Below are 14359 nucleotides of genomic sequence, written 5' to 3' on the forward strand. Positions count from 1 at the left end.
TAAATCAGTAAACAAGTTGGAATTAAATATGAAAAAAAAAGCCCTTAAGCAAGATCCGGCAGGCCCGGTCTGGACCTTTTTTTGTTCGGTCAGGCTTACCGTGGTGGTGCTGCTTGCCCTTGCCTTTACATCCATTATTGGAACCTTGATTCCCCAGAATGGGGGAGATGTCTTTTATCTTCAGAAGTACGGCCAGGGATGGTCCAAGGTGTTCATGGCCCTTGATATTGATGACATGTACCACTCCTGGTGGTTTTTGACCCTACTTGCCATGCTTGCTGTTAATATAGTTGTCTGCTCCATTCAACGTCTCAGGGTCACGTGGAAGATCATCTTTCCCAAAAAAATCGTTTTTCGACCGGATCGGTTCCGGCGCCTCAAAGATCGTGAAACCTTTGCCGCAAGCGTTGATAACGGTGAAATTGTTGATCGATTCCAGGGGTTTCTGAAGCGACGGGTTGGAAAGGTCACACGTCAGACCCTTGAGGGTAGTACTGTTCTGTTTGCTGAAAAAGGTCGCTGGACCCGGATTGGCGTATACGTGGTCCATTCGAGCATTCTGCTGTTACTTGTGGGGTCTGTGATTGGCGGTGTTTGGGGCTTTAAGGGTCGTGTCTCCATTCCCGAGGGTGATACCACGGATGTGATTGAACTCAGGCAGGGTGTCCACGAACACCTGACCCTTGATTTTGCCATCCGATGCAACACCTTTGACGTAAGTTTTTATGACACCGGCGCACCCAATGAGTTTAAATCCAACGTTACCCTCATTGAAAATGGGGTTGAGGTGCTGACCACGGATATTGTCGTGAACCATCCCCTGCGGTACAAAGGGATCAGCTTTTACCAGTCAAACTACGGTATTGCCGCAGCAAAATCCATTTCACTGACCATGACAAGCAAGGAGAGCGGCCTTGCCTTTCAGCAGGATATCGAGTTTAACAAAGCCATTACGCTTCCGGAAAACCAGGGCAGCTTTGTCATGGAGCATTTTGTCAAAGGGTATAACTTCCAGGGGCACAACCTGGGTGAGTCGTTTGTGGGCAAGGTGACCGCCCCGGATGGAACAGAGAGCGAAATCGTCATCCCAGTGAAGTTTCCCACCTTTGACAAGATGAGACGGGGCACCTTTGCCTTTGCCGTGGATCATTTTGAAAAGCTGTACTACACCGGCCTTCAGGTCAACCGTGACCCGGGGGTCTGGTTTGTCTATTCTGGATTTATCCTCATGATCATCGGGTGCTGGATCACCTTTTTCATGTCCCACCAGAGCTACTGCGTGGAGATAAAAGATCTTGGAAAAAATAAAGTCATGGTCGATGTTTCGGCAACGTCCAATCGTAATCCCCAGAGTTTGAAATTGAAAACAGCAAAGCTTGCTCTAGCCATGAAGGAATTAAAATCATGATAAACAGCCCCATGCTACTCTCCATCACAACCTTTGTGTATGCATTTGCCTCAGTGCTTTACATTGGCTCATGGACCTTTAAGAAAAAGTTTCTCTCAACCCTTGGCATTGGTGTACTGATTACAGGTTTTCTTGGCAACACGGCCGGTATTCTGCTCAGGTGGATTGAATCCTACCAGATGGGCTATGGCCATGCCCCTTTTTCCAATATGTACGAATCCCTGGTCTTTTTTTCCTGGACAGTTGCCGCCCTTTACATCTTTGTAGAATTTAAATACAGGGAGCGGATTATCGGGGTGTTTGCCACCCCCCTTATTTTTCTGGCCATTGCCTATGCGTCGCTTTCCCCGAATATTGCAGACAAGATAACTCCTTTGATTCCCGCATTAAAGAGTAATTGGCTCATTGCCCATGTAATTACCTGTTTTCTGGGGTATGCCGGGTTTGCCGTGGCCTTCGGGTTCTCCATCATGTACCTTGTAAAACCTGAAAACACCCAGGAGGGAGCCTTCCTGTCAAAGCTTCCCGCCCTTGCCGTCATTGACGAGCTGACCTACCAGATGGTGATGTTCGGTTTTCTCTTTCTCACCATTGGCATCATCACCGGGGCTGTGTGGGCAAACTCAGCCTGGGGCACCTACTGGTCCTGGGACCCCAAGGAGACCTGGTCCTTGATTACCTGGCTTATTTATGCCGTGATGCTCCACCTGAGGATGATGCGGGGTTGGAACGGAAAACAGATTGCCTGGGTTTCCATTCTGGGATTTATGGCTGTCCTGTTCACCTATTTCGGCGTCAATCTTCTGCCCGGACTCCACAGTTATGCCTAGATTTTGTCTTGACAAGATTTATATATATTATATAGATTGACCTTAAATTTTTACATTCAGCAGGGATGGGTCTGCGGAAGTGGCGTACACCGCCTTCTGCAGCGTAAATATAGAGCCTTGATCAAAGTAGCCTTTTGTTTGTACCATCGCTTAGATCCAGGGGTTCAGTGCCTAATAGTATCATCAACATTTTAATTGATGGGGTTTTCATGAGTGAATTAGAAGAGAAAACTGAAAACGGTTCAACGGATGCATCCGGGCAGGACGCATCACGGGAACAGGGAAAAAAAGGGGATGCAGCCACGGGTTACGGCGTCCTTTTTTTTATCGGGGCTTTTGCCGTCTGCTTCTTATCCGGATGGTTATTGTTTCCCAATCTGCTCTATTCAAAAAAAGAGCAGCCGTTTAACTTTAACCACGCCCTCCATGTGGACGAGATGGGAGGGTGCGATGCCTGCCATTTCTTTCGTGAGGATGGAAGCTTTTCCGGCATGCCAAAGACATCCCAATGCATTGAGTGCCACGAAAGTCAGCTGGGCGACACCAAGGATGAGGAAATTTTTATAACCGAGTATGTGGAAGCGGAAAAAGAAGTTCCATGGCTGATCTATTCAGAGCAGCCTGACTGTGTTTTCTTCTCCCATGCGGCCCACGTCATCAAGGCGGGAATGGATTGCCGATCATGCCACGGCGACATTGGTACGTCAACCACCACCAAGACCTATGAGGAGAACAGAATCACGGGTTACAGCCGGGATATCTGGGGTAAAAACATCTGGGGAATTAAGAAAAATTCCTGGGATCGCATGAAGATGGACGACTGCGCAGAGTGCCATGAACGGGAAACAGGAAGCAAGGGCGCATGTTTTCAGTGTCATAAATAGGCCATGGCCCTTACTTGGAACTCTTTTAAATTTATTGAGGTGTAACCTATGAAAGTAGATAGACGAAGCTTCCTGGGCCTGGGATTGGGCGCTGCCGCTGGTGTGGCAGTAACACCTGCGACCTGGAAGTTGATGGACGATTCGTCCATCTGGACCCAGAACTGGCCATGGACCCCCGTGCCTCCGGCCGGAGAGGCAACCTATGATAACACGGTCTGCAGCCTCTGTCCTGGAAACTGCGGAATCATGGTTCGGAAAATAGACGGTCGACCCGTCAAGATTGAAGGACGGAGTGACTACCCTGTAAATGCAGGCGGCGTCTGCCTCCATGGCATCTCAGCCATTCAGTACCTCTACGATCCTTCAAGGATCAAGGCGCCACTCAAACGTGAGAACGATACCTTTGTTGAGATTACCTGGGACGAGGCCCTGGACATGGTGGCGGAGCGGCTCACCGAGATCCGGGCGTCGGGCAGTGCCGACAAGATTGCCTGTGTCACTGACCAGACAAAGGGCACAATTCCCGGTCTGTTTGCACGGTTTCTAAAGGCGACAGGATCAAACAACGTGTATGCCATGGACACCATGGAGAAAACCTGGGAGATAACCCTTGAGAAGATTCACGGGGGTCGTTCGTCCGCAGGATTTGACCTTGAAAATTCTGATTTTGTCCTGAGCTTTGGTGCCGGACTCATCGAAGGGTGGGGCTCGCCCGTCAAGAACTTCAAGATAAACAGCTCGAGAAAAGAGCGGGGTTCAACCCTGGTCCAGGTGGAGCCGCGGCTTTCCAATACTGCCGCCAATGCCGATGTCTGGATTGCGGCAAAACCGGGAACCGAGGCGGATCTTGCCCTTGGCATTGCAGGCGTGATTATCAAGGAGAGTCTTTTTAACAGCGCGTTTGTGACGGCATCCGGCAAGGGATTCCAGGAGCTTGCAGCAGTACTTGGTAAAAATTATTCACCTGAAGCCGTTGCACAGACAACGGGTGTCAAGGCCGCAAAGATCATAGAAATTGCCCGGGATTTTGCCCGTTCAAGCGCCCCCATTGCCATTGCAGGACGGGGCAGGGGCATGAGTGCCGGAAGTGTCCGGGAGTTCAGCGCAGTCCACCTTCTGAATTGCATCGTGGGCAACATCAACACCAAAGGCGGTGTCTGGACCCTTGCCGCCCAGGATTACGAAAAGTGGCCTGCCGTTGAAATGGACGACCTTGCAACGGCTGCTTTTGAACAAGCGCCCCTGGATTCCGCGGGCTCCATGGCGGGTCTTTTTACAAATGCCGGTAAGGAAAAAAATATCGAGGCCCTTTTGATCCATCAGGCCAATCCGTGTTTTGCCCTTGGCGACGCAGGATCCGTTACCGAAGCCGTAAAAAAGATTCCCTTTGTTGTGAGTTTTTCATCGGTGATGGATGAAACCACCCAGGAGGCAGATGTGATCCTGCCCGGTCACATGCTCCTTGAACGCCTGGAGGATAGACCTTCAGGGGCCGGTGTGGCCCAGCGGGTTACAGGACTTTCACGACCTGTGATCGAACCCTTGTTCAACACCAAAAATCCCGGGGATACATTGCTTGAGCTTGCCCGGAAGATGGAAGGCACCATTGGGGCAAGTTTCCCCTGGGAATCCTATGAGGAATGTCTTGAAGCCGTCACTGGAGACCTTTGGGCGGAACTCTCCGACCAGGGGTATGCGGCTGAAACGGCCACCCCGCCCGGTGGTGGGGTAAAGGTCGATTTTTCGTTTATAGTAAAGAGTCAGGCCCCGGTTGAGATGGAAGGCGAAGCAAAGGATTTCCCCCTGGTCCTGGTTCCCGTTGACAACGTAAGGATCTCGGCCGGATCGTTGATCTCTTCTCCCTTTGCCATAAAAACCGTGTCAGACAATGTTTTAAAGGGCAAGGATCTGCTGGTGGAGATCAATCCAGAAACTGCCCGGGCAAACAAGCTCTCCCATGGGGATCTTGCCGTCATTGAAACGCCAAAGGGTAAGGCAACGGTCCGGGTGAACCTGTTTGAGGGAATCATGCCGGGGGTTGTTGCCATGGCAAAGGGACTTGGCCATGTGCTGGACAACAACAAGTACGTGGGCGGCAAGGGTGTGAACATAAATGAACTCATGGGGCCGATTGTGGACCCTGTTTCAGGACTGGACGCTGCCTGGGGAATCCGGGCACGGCTTTCCAGGGCCTAAAACATCATGGGTTATTTTCATAAGAGGTTCTGATGAAACAAGACAATCATGGAAAAAATCATAAATACGGAATGGTTATTGATCTGGACAAGTGTACCGGATGCGGATCCTGCATGGTGGCATGCATGTCTGAAAATAATGTTCCGTTCAAGGAAGATGAAACCAGGAAAAAGGACAGCATCACCTGGATGCGGGTCTATAAGCTGACCAACGGCAAACCCTTCCCCGAAACTGAAATCTGCTATATGCCCCGTCCCTGCATGCACTGCGGGGGCAAGGGCGATCATGGCCATTCACCCTGCGTGTCGGTCTGCCCTGCGGTTGCAACCGATTACGACCACAGTACGGGTATTGTCAGCCAGATTTACACCCGATGCTTTGGTTGCCGTTACTGCATGGGAGCATGTCCCTACCATGTCCGTTATTTTAACTGGTGGGATCCCAAGTGGCCCGAAGGCATGGAAAACTATCTGAGTCCCGACGTTTCTCCCAGGATGAGGGGGGTGGTTGAAAAGTGCAGCTTCTGTTTCCACCGTTACCAGCAGGCAAAGGACCGTGCCTATGTTGAGGAGAGAGAAGAGATAGAGGAGCAGGAGTATCAGACGGCCTGCACCCAGGCATGTCCAGCCGGTGCCATCACCTTTGGCGATTTGAACAATCCTGACCACGCCGTCCACCAGATGGTGAAACCCGATCCCCATGCCTGTGGAAAGCCGCGAAATCCCAAGGCATTCCGCCTGCTTGAACGCCTTGAGACAAACCCCAAGGTTTACTACATTTCCGAAAGGGATTGGGTCAGAAAAGCCGGAGACAACTACCTTGAGGGAGAGTGGGAAAAGGTCAAGAACAATCATGACAAAGGCCATGAGTAACAAATCAACCGTTAGGAGTGAATAGATATGGATTCTGCATTAATACCTGAAGGCGCTAAACGATGCCCGTTCCCGGTTTTTGCCGCTGGAATCGCCATCGTGGGTGTCGTGGTTCTCTGGGGTGTTTACGCCATGGGGCTCTGCTGGTTAAAGGGCCTTAACCAGACCAATATGAACGACTACTATGGATTTGCCCTCTGGATCTGGGCAGATTTAGCCGTTATCGCCATTGGCGGCGGCGCTTTTTTCACGGGCCTGTTACGGTATGTGTTTGGAATTGATGAGCTTAAAAACATCATCAACCTCACCGTTGTCATCGGGTTCATCTGCTATAGTTCGGCCCTGTTGATCCTTGCCATTGATATTGGACAACCCCTGCGGGGCTGGTTTATCTTCTGGCATGCCAATGTCCACTCAATGCTCACAGAGGTGGCCTTCTGTCTGTCCCTTTACTTCAGCGTTCTCACCATCGAGTTTATCCCCTTGATTCTCGAGAACCGCCAGGTGGACAAGGTTCCCTTTTTCCATAACCTGGGTCACAACATGCACGGTGTCATGGCGATATTTGCCGCAACCGGTGCCTTTCTTTCCTGCTTTCACCAGGGATCCCTTGGCGGAGTTGCAGGTGTGATGTACGCCCGGCCCTTTGCCTATCGGGAAGGGCTTCTGGTATGGCCCTGGACTTTTTTTCTGTTTACCTGGTCTGCCGCGGCCTATGGCCCCTGCTTTACCTTGACGGTCCTCAAGATGTTTGAAGGGATTACCAAAAAGAAACTGGTCAAGGACAATGTGGTTCATCTGCTGGCCAAGATCTCAGGCTGGATGATCTTTACCTACATCATTGCAAAGATCATTGACACCATCTACTGGGCAACGGTGACCGCTCCCTCCCAGGGATTCAAGCTCATGGATTTCTACTCGGACAACGCCTTTTACGGCATCTGGATTCTCATTCTCGAGATCGTTATATGCGGCATTGTTCCGGCCATTATCCTGACCAAGAAAAGTTTCAGGGAAAATTCCCGCCTGCTGCTGATAGCCGTTGTGCTTGGCACCCTCGGGGTCTGTCTGAATCGCTGGGTCATGGTTCTCCAGATCATGGCCGTTCCCGTCATGAGCTTTGACACCTGGGCCCTGTACTTTCCGAGCTGGCAGGAGATTGCAACCACGGTTCTTCCAGTGGCCTACGGCATCATTCTCATCGCCCTTGCCTACCGGTATCTGCCGGTATTTCCCCAGGAAAAGGAACTCAATGCGGATTAATCCGATCAAATTAAGGTCTGATTTGACGTACAATCAGTTAAGATAAGGGAGAATAATTATGTTTCCGTTTAGTTTTGAATGGGCATGGGATGCAGGGCACCTGCTGTTTTTCGGCGGTATGTGGTACACGGTCGCCATCCTTGGTGCCGGTCTCACCTTTTGCCTTGTGAAGACCATTGCCGATACCCTGGCAGGCAAAGGATCCCACCATTAAAGAATAGCACCATACAACAGGTTTGATGTTTAAAAAGGCGTATCCCCGGCTCTTTTCAAGAGTTCAGGGATACGCCTTTTTTATTTACATCTTGGATGAACAAGCAGGGTTATGGAAAAACAAGCAGCAATTATAATTATGGAGGTCAGCATGGGGGTGTCAGTCGGTGTCCGTTGGCTGAACATTGAGAAACAAAGGGGATCAGATTTTCGGGCAAGGTAAACCCAATGAGACGCAAATTGTTTGAGGGAGCGCAGCGACTGAGTTTTTGCGGCTTGGGTTTGCCTTGTTCGAAAATCCCCCGACTTTCTCGGTTCAGCTAACGGACACCGACTGACGCATACCTTTTAAATCCATAACTGTAATTGCTGAAAAACAGATCCTGTGGTTGACCTGACGATCGAACTGTTGCGATTTCAGGCAATAAGTTCAAGGGCAAGTCTGGACCAGAGCTCCAGATTGAGCTGTGCGAGGGTTTCCGTTCTTTTCCATGTAAAGTCCATGAGTTCAGGGCCAGGTGAAAAGCGGTCGGGATCGCAGGTCTTCAGGGTAAATACGGCCCCAAGATGCACGCTTCCCACCGGGGTCTCTTCCTCGTTGATGATGCCGCAGAAATTCGGGCATTCATTGTCCGGGCGTTTGATCAGTTCTTCATCCAGCTCCCGTGTCATCCCAGTTGTCAGCACCTGTTCAAACGAGGAAGGGGTCTGGCAGTCCTTGAGATTGATGTGACCGCCGATGCCAATGGACCAGAGGTCATGGAGGCGTTGTTCACTGCCGTTTCTCAGGTAGGCTGCCGTGAGTTCACGGTCTGCTGTCTGGATGATGATGTAGGGGATGATCTGCTTGAATGAGGGGTCTGTTTCAATAATGCCACGGGCCTTAAACTCAAACCCTGCCTGGTCACAGGTCTGCAAGAACAGGTTTTTGTCGATGTTGAGGACACTCTTTTTTTGAACCCAGGGAGCTGGAAGAAGCTCCCTTTTGATGCAAAGCACCTTTTCCTGGTGATTCATTTTATTCCTTGCAAGTTGAAGATTATTTTAAAATGGCCGCGAGTCGTTGAGGGAAATCGGTGATAATGCCGTCAACCCCGGCTTTTAAGAACCGGTTCATATCCCGGGTATCGTTCACAGTAAAGAGATTGATCTTTTTTTTGCGAAGCTTGAGGTCCTGGATTGTTTGCTCGTCAACCGAGGTGTGATTGAGGTTGTAAGTTTCGAAATGATAATCCTTGAAATCAAGAATTTCTCCATCCAGATCTCCAAGGAGAGCCTGGACCTGAACCATAGGTGCCAAGGCCTGTACCTGTTTAAGCCAGGTGTGGTTAAACGATGAGATCACAAACTGGTCAAGGCCAATACCTATTCGTTTGATCATTTCAAGGGTTCTCTGGGGCAGGGGGAAGGCATTAAAACCGCCGGGCAGATCCTTTAATTCAAGATTTACCTGCCAGTTGTTATCCCGTGTAAATACAAGGGCCTCTTCCAGGGTCGGCACCCGTTCTGTTTTAAACGAATCAAGGTCCTGGCGGCTGACGTTCCCGGCTGCAATCTCACCTGCCGGGTCGGTTGCTTCAAAATAACTGCCCGCGCTTAAGGCCAAAATTTCCGCCAGGGTGAATTCGGTGAAAAGGTAGGACGGCCGACCTGGAAAGACCGTGGTCGCATTGGTGGTTCGCTCAAGGGAGTTGTCATGGAAGAGGATCAGGGCCTCATCCTTTGTAACGCTGACGTCGGTCTCCCAGAGGTCTGCACCCAGGTCAAAGGCTCGTTTAACCGCTGCCATGGTGTTCTCAGGGGCCAGACTTCTGGCGCCCCTGTGGGCGATGTTTTTGGTCATGGTTTATCCTCGTCTCATTCCGGCGACCGGAGGAAGGTATCTTGATCATGGGCCTTACTCTTTGCTAGGGTAAAGCTTCCCCCTGCTCGCATCTGCTGTCAAAGGTTCAGGTTTTAAATTTCGTTGGGGTCAGGGTATATACCCTGCTCCAGTTATGTGGGTTATACTGAAAATTACATTTCAAGTAAAGTGTGTTGACGGTCTGGGAGCTAACTACACTGGCGATGATCTGTATTAAAATAAGATTTGTCATTAAATGTTTCCTTATAAAATATTCTTTGTGTTATTGATACTATCAATAGTACCCATAACAGGTCACGTATATAATGGAAAAAGGAAAATTACACCCTGCTGACTGTGGCTGCTTATACGATGTCTTGCCCTTTGTATTGACTTTTTTGAGATTCATACGTATTATTGCCAATAATTTTATATGAAATTCCCACCCGGGCATCACCGGTGGAGACGTTTCAAATTTCGTTGTGGTCGGAACAGATACCATGCGTGGCCATGCCGATTATACAGAGGAACCAAAAGAAAAACAGTGACGGATTATAAAATATTATCACGTACAACCACGATTAAGAACGCCCTTGGGATGCATGCACGACCGGCTGCAATGATAGCCAAGCTTGCCTTGAACGCCACAGCTGCTATCTGGATCGGTGACGGTGAAAACCGTGCAGATGCATCCAGCATTATCGATATGCTCTCTTTGGGATGCCCAAAAGGGTACGAGGTTACGCTGGAGGCTGAGAATGAGGCGGATATGCCCATCCTGGATTCGATCAAGGACATCATCGACAAAGGATTTGGAGAAAATTTAGATGGATGATTCAGAATCCAGCCAGAGAGTTATCCTCGGTATCAGCGGTTCACCGGGGATATGCATAGGTAAGGCATATGTGGTGGAACGTGAAGGCGTGGATATCATCAAGCGCTATTTTATACCGGAAGACAGGATTCAGCCGGAGATAAACCGTTTCAAGAGCGCAGTCAAAAAAGCCAAGGATGAACATGCAGCCATCATTGAGTCGTTGAACGACGATCTGAGTTCCCAGCTCAACATCCTTGAGACCCACATGGTGCTTTTCAAAGACAAGATGCTCTATGGAAAGACCATTGAGACCATTGAAAAGGAACAAGTTAATGCCGAGTGGGCCCTTAAAAAGGTCTCCCTCAAGGTTAAGACCATGTTCCAGAAGCTTGATGATCCCTATCTCCAGTCCCGCGTTACGGACATTGTCCAGGTTTCAGAGCAGGTGATGCGCCACTTGGTCGGTGCCCAGGACATCAAAATTGCCGAAATCAATAAGCGGGTTATCCTGGTTGCCCATGATCTGTCACCTGCAGACGCAAGTCAGATCCAGCTTGAACGAATCAAGGGATTTGTCACGGACCGGGGGGGGCGAGATTCCCATACGGGCATCATCGCAAAATCCCTTGCCATTCCATCTGTGCTGGGGCTTGGCAATGTCACCCAGTTTGTTGCCAACGACGACATTATTGTCGTGGACGGCTCAAGTGGGATGATCATCATCAATCCAGATGAAGATACCCTGTTTAAATATGAGGACCGCCGTGCCAGGTACGAGGAGTACAGGGCAGGGCTTGCCCGGGAGAGCCATCTTCCCGCCGTGACCCTTGACGGCAAACGGCTGAGTCTCATGGCCAATATCGAGCTTGTGGAAGAGGTGGTGTCCGTACGGGACAATGGGGCAGACGGGATCGGGCTCTTCAGAACAGAATTTCTCTACCTTGACCTCAAGCGGTTTCCCACCGAAGAAGAGCTCTTTGAAAAGTACAAGGAGCTGGTCGAGCTGGTAACGCCAAGGTGTGTCACCATCCGGACCCTGGACATTAACGGTGACAAGGTACTGCCCTATTCAGACACAATCGAAGAGGCCAACCCGGCCCTTGGCATGCGGGCAGTCAGATTCTGCCTGAGTCGGCCTGAAATTTTCATGACCCAGATCAAGGCCATCCTCCGGGCTGCAGCCTTTGGGAACATTAAACTTCTGATACCCATGATTTCCTGTGTGGAAGAAATCATTGAGGTGAAAAAGATTATTGACGATGCCGTGTGGGCCCTGGAAGAAGAGGAGAAGATTTTTAACAGTGACATCCCCCTTGGTATTATGATTGAGGTTCCCTCTGCCGTGATCATGGCCGAAGAGCTTGGTCACTATGTTGATTTCTTCAGCATCGGGACCAACGACCTCATTCAGTATTCCATGGCCATTGACCGGAGAAACCGGCAGGTGTCCCACCTGAACCAACCGCTGAATCCGGCCGTAATCCGGCTGATCCGGATGATCATGGATGCTGCACATCGGACGGGGGTGAAGGTGGTCATGTGCGGTGAGATGGCAGGAGACCCTGTCAATCTTCCGGTTCTCATGGGGCTGGGTCTCAAGGAGCTGTCCATGAACCCCGGTTCCATCCCTGTTGTGAAACAGATGATACGCAAGATCAATTCCACGGATACAAAGAACCTTGTGGACGAGATTCTTAAAATGGGGAAGGTTGCCGACATAACAGACCTTGTAAAGACGAGATACAAGGACATTCTTCCCCTTGGGGAGTCAGATGAACACCAATAGGCTGGAGTTTCAGGTAAGATGACATCCGAACATATAAAGATCATAGCGACCAATAAAAAAGCAAGACACGACTACCATCTATCCGACGAGGTGGAGGCAGGCATTGTCTTGACGGGCACCGAGGTCAAGTCCATCCGGGATGGCAGGGTCACCATCAAGGATGCCTACGCAGAGATCAAGAATGGAGAGGTGTTTCTGCGCCAGCTTCACATCAACCCCTACGCCTTTGCATATTATGACAACCACGATCCCTTAAGGTCCAGAAAGCTGCTGCTCCACAACTATGAAATCAAACGGATGATCATAAAGACCAAGGAGCGGGGCTATACCATCATTCCCCTGAAGCTCTATTTTAAAAATGGGAAGGTCAAGGTTCAGATCGCCCTTGCCAAGGGCAAGAAGCTCTATGACAAGCGGGAGAGCATCAAGGAGCGGGAAGTGAACCGGGAGCTTGACCGGGTAAAGAAAAAGTATCAGGATTGATTGGCTGGTCTTGACTTTTCAGGGGTTGTGCTGTATATTCAATTCATTAAATAATTGATCTTTTACAATTTGGGGGCGAAAAGGCTTCGACGGAGATTACGAGGCTTTTGGTTGCATACCGAGCTTTCTGCTAACTCGTAAAACTGGCGGAAAAAAAAGTAATCGCAGACGATTATAATTACGCTGTAGCAGCTTAAGGCCGCTACCGTCCTGCCGGGATTCTTCCTGCAGATTCTGGTAAAGGGCGTCGACTATGTGGGAAAGCTTGAAAAGGGTGCCTGACCCTTTTTCGGTTAAATTTTTCAGGCTATACTGGTCAGTATCCATCCCGGAGGAGACATTCCAGTAAAATTTAAAATTCGGGATAAGTATGTAGAGACCATTGCTAACTGTTTTCGGACGCGGGTTCAATTCCCGCCGCCTCCACCAACAATTGTACTATAAAATCAATAACTTAAACTTTTTAAATTTACTTGGTCTGGTAGAATCCTGGTAGAATTCCAGGGTTCCTGATTTTTTATTAGTCTGGTGAGTCTGTCCTATATAAACAGATGTTCCCCGGTTGCCAGAAGAATAACCCACCATTTTTTTCAGAAGCCCCTTATTCAATTTGTCCCACCCCTTCAACTTTTTGTAATTCAAAGTCCTCTATCGCTTTTTCCAATCCCTTGCCGTCATCCGGTGCAGGAAGATGCCTGTAATAGTGCTCAACAATCATCTTGGTTGTTGTGTGTCCGACCTGTTTTTGAACAAAGCCCATACGTTCATTATTATCCAGGGAGTTGGTGATATAGGATGACCTGGTATCTTTACAACTTCTCCTGGTCGCGGCACTAAAACTCTTGTTGGCTGACAGTCCTGCTTTTTCCAGAGTTGGTCTGAAAACATGAAGATTGACACTATGCGGGTGAATATGCCTGCCTAATGTGTTCAGGAATACGAACTCAGACTTATCCATGGTGTGTTCCCGCTGCTGATGCAACGCATCAATGACAATGGGCGACAGCTTGACAGTTCTGATGGACCCTTTGGTCTTTGGGTCTTTGTACTCCCCTCGAACATAGGTCTTGGCAATGTGTATCATACCGTTGGTCAAATCAACACGTTTCCATTTCAGGGCAGCTGCCTCGCCAAAACGGGCACCAGTGAAGAACAGGAATGTAAAAAGTGGACGGTAATAATCCGGTACATGTTCAAGAAACAGTTTGATTTCCCCCAGGCTCAATGGATGTATCTCTGATGATTCTCGCTTGATACTATCCACGTCATCGAAAGGGTTGTGCTGAATCAGTTTGTGCTTTTTAGCAAACCGCATAACATCCTTGAATGGAGTCAGTATATTATTCTTCGTTTTTCCACCGCACTTCAACTTGCTGACCAACACTTCAATTTCAAGACCGGTAATCGAATCGATACGTCGGTTTCCAAACTGTGGCAGGATGTATTTATTCATGACTTTTCTGTACTCCTGTATCGTTGATTTGGAAACTTTCGTTTTTTTTAATTCCGCCCATTGAACAGCGATTTCCCCAAAACAAGTTCCATCTTCCGGATTGACAACCACAACCTCATTCTTCTGGATAAAACCATTGACTTTGACTTCCAGGAGGTACTCGTCTCGTTTCTTCCTGGCCTCTACCACTGATTTTGTATCCAGAGAGAACTTGTACGGCTTGGGAAGCCCTCTTACCTTTTTCTGAAAATACCAGACACCGCTTGCTGGGTCCTGGTACATGTTTTTGTTTGATGTTTTATTTGCCATTG

13 protein-coding genes and 1 other RNA gene are annotated in these 14359 nt (G+C 49.3%); 11 read left to right on the forward strand and 3 right to left on the reverse strand.

Translation table 11 applies throughout. The features are described from left to right. Window positions 1-28: 28 nt before the first annotated feature. From resB to HRM2_RS27025, 7 genes are all read left to right on the forward strand, one after another. The gene (resB, locus tag HRM2_RS09425) at window positions 29-1408 is read left to right on the forward strand and encodes a cytochrome c biogenesis protein ResB (protein ID WP_015903778.1); all 1380 of its coding nucleotides are present in this window, start codon (window positions 29-31) and stop codon (window positions 1406-1408) included. Beyond that, a complete protein-coding gene (ccsB, locus tag HRM2_RS09430; RefSeq protein ID WP_041273826.1) occupies window positions 1408-2238 on the forward strand; it encodes a c-type cytochrome biogenesis protein CcsB in 831 nt (276 codons plus the stop codon). Before resB ends, ccsB begins: the two co-directional genes overlap by 1 nt. A gap of 209 nt (window positions 2239-2447) precedes the next feature. Continuing rightward, window positions 2448-3122 (forward strand): menaquinone reductase multiheme cytochrome c subunit QrcA, encoded by a 675-nt coding sequence (gene qrcA, locus HRM2_RS09435; RefSeq protein ID WP_015903780.1) that lies wholly within the window; start codon window positions 2448-2450, stop codon window positions 3120-3122. A 48-nt stretch (window positions 3123-3170) separates the two neighbouring features. Then, window positions 3171-5318, forward strand: a complete 2148-nt coding sequence (gene qrcB / locus HRM2_RS09440) for a menaquinone reductase molybdopterin-binding-like subunit QrcB (RefSeq protein WP_015903781.1) — start codon at window positions 3171-3173, stop codon at window positions 5316-5318. Between the two features lie 32 nt (window positions 5319-5350). Then, complete coding sequence (qrcC, locus tag HRM2_RS09445; RefSeq protein ID WP_015903782.1) at window positions 5351-6190, forward strand: menaquinone reductase iron-sulfur cluster-binding subunit QrcC; 840 nt, start codon at window positions 5351-5353, stop codon at window positions 6188-6190. A 27-nt stretch (window positions 6191-6217) separates the two neighbouring features. After that, window positions 6218-7453: a menaquinone reductase integral membrane subunit QrcD gene (gene qrcD / locus HRM2_RS09450; RefSeq protein ID WP_015903783.1), complete on the forward strand. Its 1236-nt coding sequence runs from the start codon at window positions 6218-6220 to the stop codon at window positions 7451-7453. Window positions 7454-7511: 58 nt separating this feature from the next. Further along, window positions 7512-7667 carry a hypothetical protein gene (locus tag HRM2_RS27025; RefSeq protein ID WP_015903784.1) on the forward strand — a complete coding sequence of 52 codons (156 nt, stop codon included), beginning with the start codon at window positions 7512-7514 and terminating at the stop codon, window positions 7665-7667. Between the two features lie 416 nt (window positions 7668-8083). Here the strand turns inward: HRM2_RS27025 and HRM2_RS09455 are convergent, their stop codons facing one another. Both HRM2_RS09455 and HRM2_RS09460 read right to left on the reverse strand, forming a co-directional pair. Continuing rightward, window positions 8084-8683, reverse strand: a complete 600-nt coding sequence (locus HRM2_RS09455) for a phosphoesterase (RefSeq protein WP_015903786.1) — start codon at window positions 8681-8683, stop codon at window positions 8084-8086. Window positions 8684-8705: 22 nt separating this feature from the next. Further along, window positions 8706-9509 carry a glycerophosphodiester phosphodiesterase gene (locus HRM2_RS09460; protein ID WP_015903787.1) on the reverse strand — a complete coding sequence of 268 codons (804 nt, stop codon included), beginning with the start codon at window positions 9507-9509 and terminating at the stop codon, window positions 8706-8708. Between the two features lie 544 nt (window positions 9510-10053). Here HRM2_RS09460 and HRM2_RS09465 point away from each other — a divergent pair. The 4 genes from HRM2_RS09465 to ssrA all read left to right on the forward strand — a co-directional run bounded on the left by HRM2_RS09465 (window position 10054) and on the right by ssrA (window position 13024). Then, window positions 10054-10344: an HPr family phosphocarrier protein gene (locus tag HRM2_RS09465; protein WP_015903789.1), complete on the forward strand. Its 291-nt coding sequence runs from the start codon at window positions 10054-10056 to the stop codon at window positions 10342-10344. Next, window positions 10337-12112, forward strand: coding sequence for a phosphoenolpyruvate--protein phosphotransferase (gene ptsP / locus HRM2_RS09470; protein WP_015903790.1), 1776 nt, complete (start codon window positions 10337-10339; stop codon window positions 12110-12112). The genes HRM2_RS09465 and ptsP overlap by 8 nt, the downstream gene beginning before the upstream one ends. Window positions 12113-12130: 18 nt before the next feature. Beyond that, the gene (gene smpB / locus HRM2_RS09475; protein WP_015903791.1) at window positions 12131-12595 is read left to right on the forward strand and encodes an SsrA-binding protein SmpB; all 465 of its coding nucleotides are present in this window, start codon (window positions 12131-12133) and stop codon (window positions 12593-12595) included. Window positions 12596-12666: 71 nt separating this feature from the next. Next, window positions 12667-13024: a transfer-messenger RNA gene (gene ssrA, locus HRM2_RS25980) on the forward strand. Window positions 13025-13196: 172 nt separating this feature from the next. Here ssrA and HRM2_RS09485 read toward each other — a convergent pair. After that, window positions 13197-14357: a tyrosine-type recombinase/integrase gene (locus HRM2_RS09485; RefSeq protein ID WP_015903794.1), complete on the reverse strand. Its 1161-nt coding sequence runs from the start codon at window positions 14355-14357 to the stop codon at window positions 13197-13199. Between the last annotated feature and the right edge of the window lie 2 nt (window positions 14358-14359).

This window comes from Desulforapulum autotrophicum HRM2 (assembly GCF_000020365.1).
Classification (GTDB): domain Bacteria; phylum Desulfobacterota; class Desulfobacteria; order Desulfobacterales; family Desulfobacteraceae; genus Desulforapulum; species Desulforapulum autotrophicum.

Excerpts from the sequence above, each read along its gene's own strand:
- qrcA (WP_015903780.1), top strand. The coding sequence starts at position 2,448 with ATGAGTGAATTAGAAGAGAAAACTGAAAACGGTTCAACGGATGCATCC.
- qrcB (WP_015903781.1), top strand. The coding sequence starts at position 3,171 with ATGAAAGTAGATAGACGAAGCTTCCTGGGCCTGGGATTGGGCGCTGCC.
- HRM2_RS09485 (WP_015903794.1), bottom strand. The coding sequence starts at position 14,357 with ATGGCAAATAAAACATCAAACAAAAACATGTACCAGGACCCAGCAAGC.
- resB (WP_015903778.1), top strand. The coding sequence starts at position 29 with ATGAAAAAAAAAGCCCTTAAGCAAGATCCGGCAGGCCCGGTCTGGACC.
- HRM2_RS27025 (WP_015903784.1), top strand. The coding sequence starts at position 7,512 with ATGTTTCCGTTTAGTTTTGAATGGGCATGGGATGCAGGGCACCTGCTG.
- qrcD (WP_015903783.1), top strand. The coding sequence starts at position 6,218 with ATGGATTCTGCATTAATACCTGAAGGCGCTAAACGATGCCCGTTCCCG.
- HRM2_RS09460 (WP_015903787.1), bottom strand. The coding sequence starts at position 9,509 with ATGACCAAAAACATCGCCCACAGGGGCGCCAGAAGTCTGGCCCCTGAG.
- qrcC (WP_015903782.1), top strand. The coding sequence starts at position 5,351 with ATGAAACAAGACAATCATGGAAAAAATCATAAATACGGAATGGTTATT.
- ptsP (WP_015903790.1), top strand. The coding sequence starts at position 10,337 with ATGGATGATTCAGAATCCAGCCAGAGAGTTATCCTCGGTATCAGCGGT.
- smpB (WP_015903791.1), top strand. The coding sequence starts at position 12,131 with ATGACATCCGAACATATAAAGATCATAGCGACCAATAAAAAAGCAAGA.
- HRM2_RS09455 (WP_015903786.1), bottom strand. The coding sequence starts at position 8,683 with ATGAATCACCAGGAAAAGGTGCTTTGCATCAAAAGGGAGCTTCTTCCA.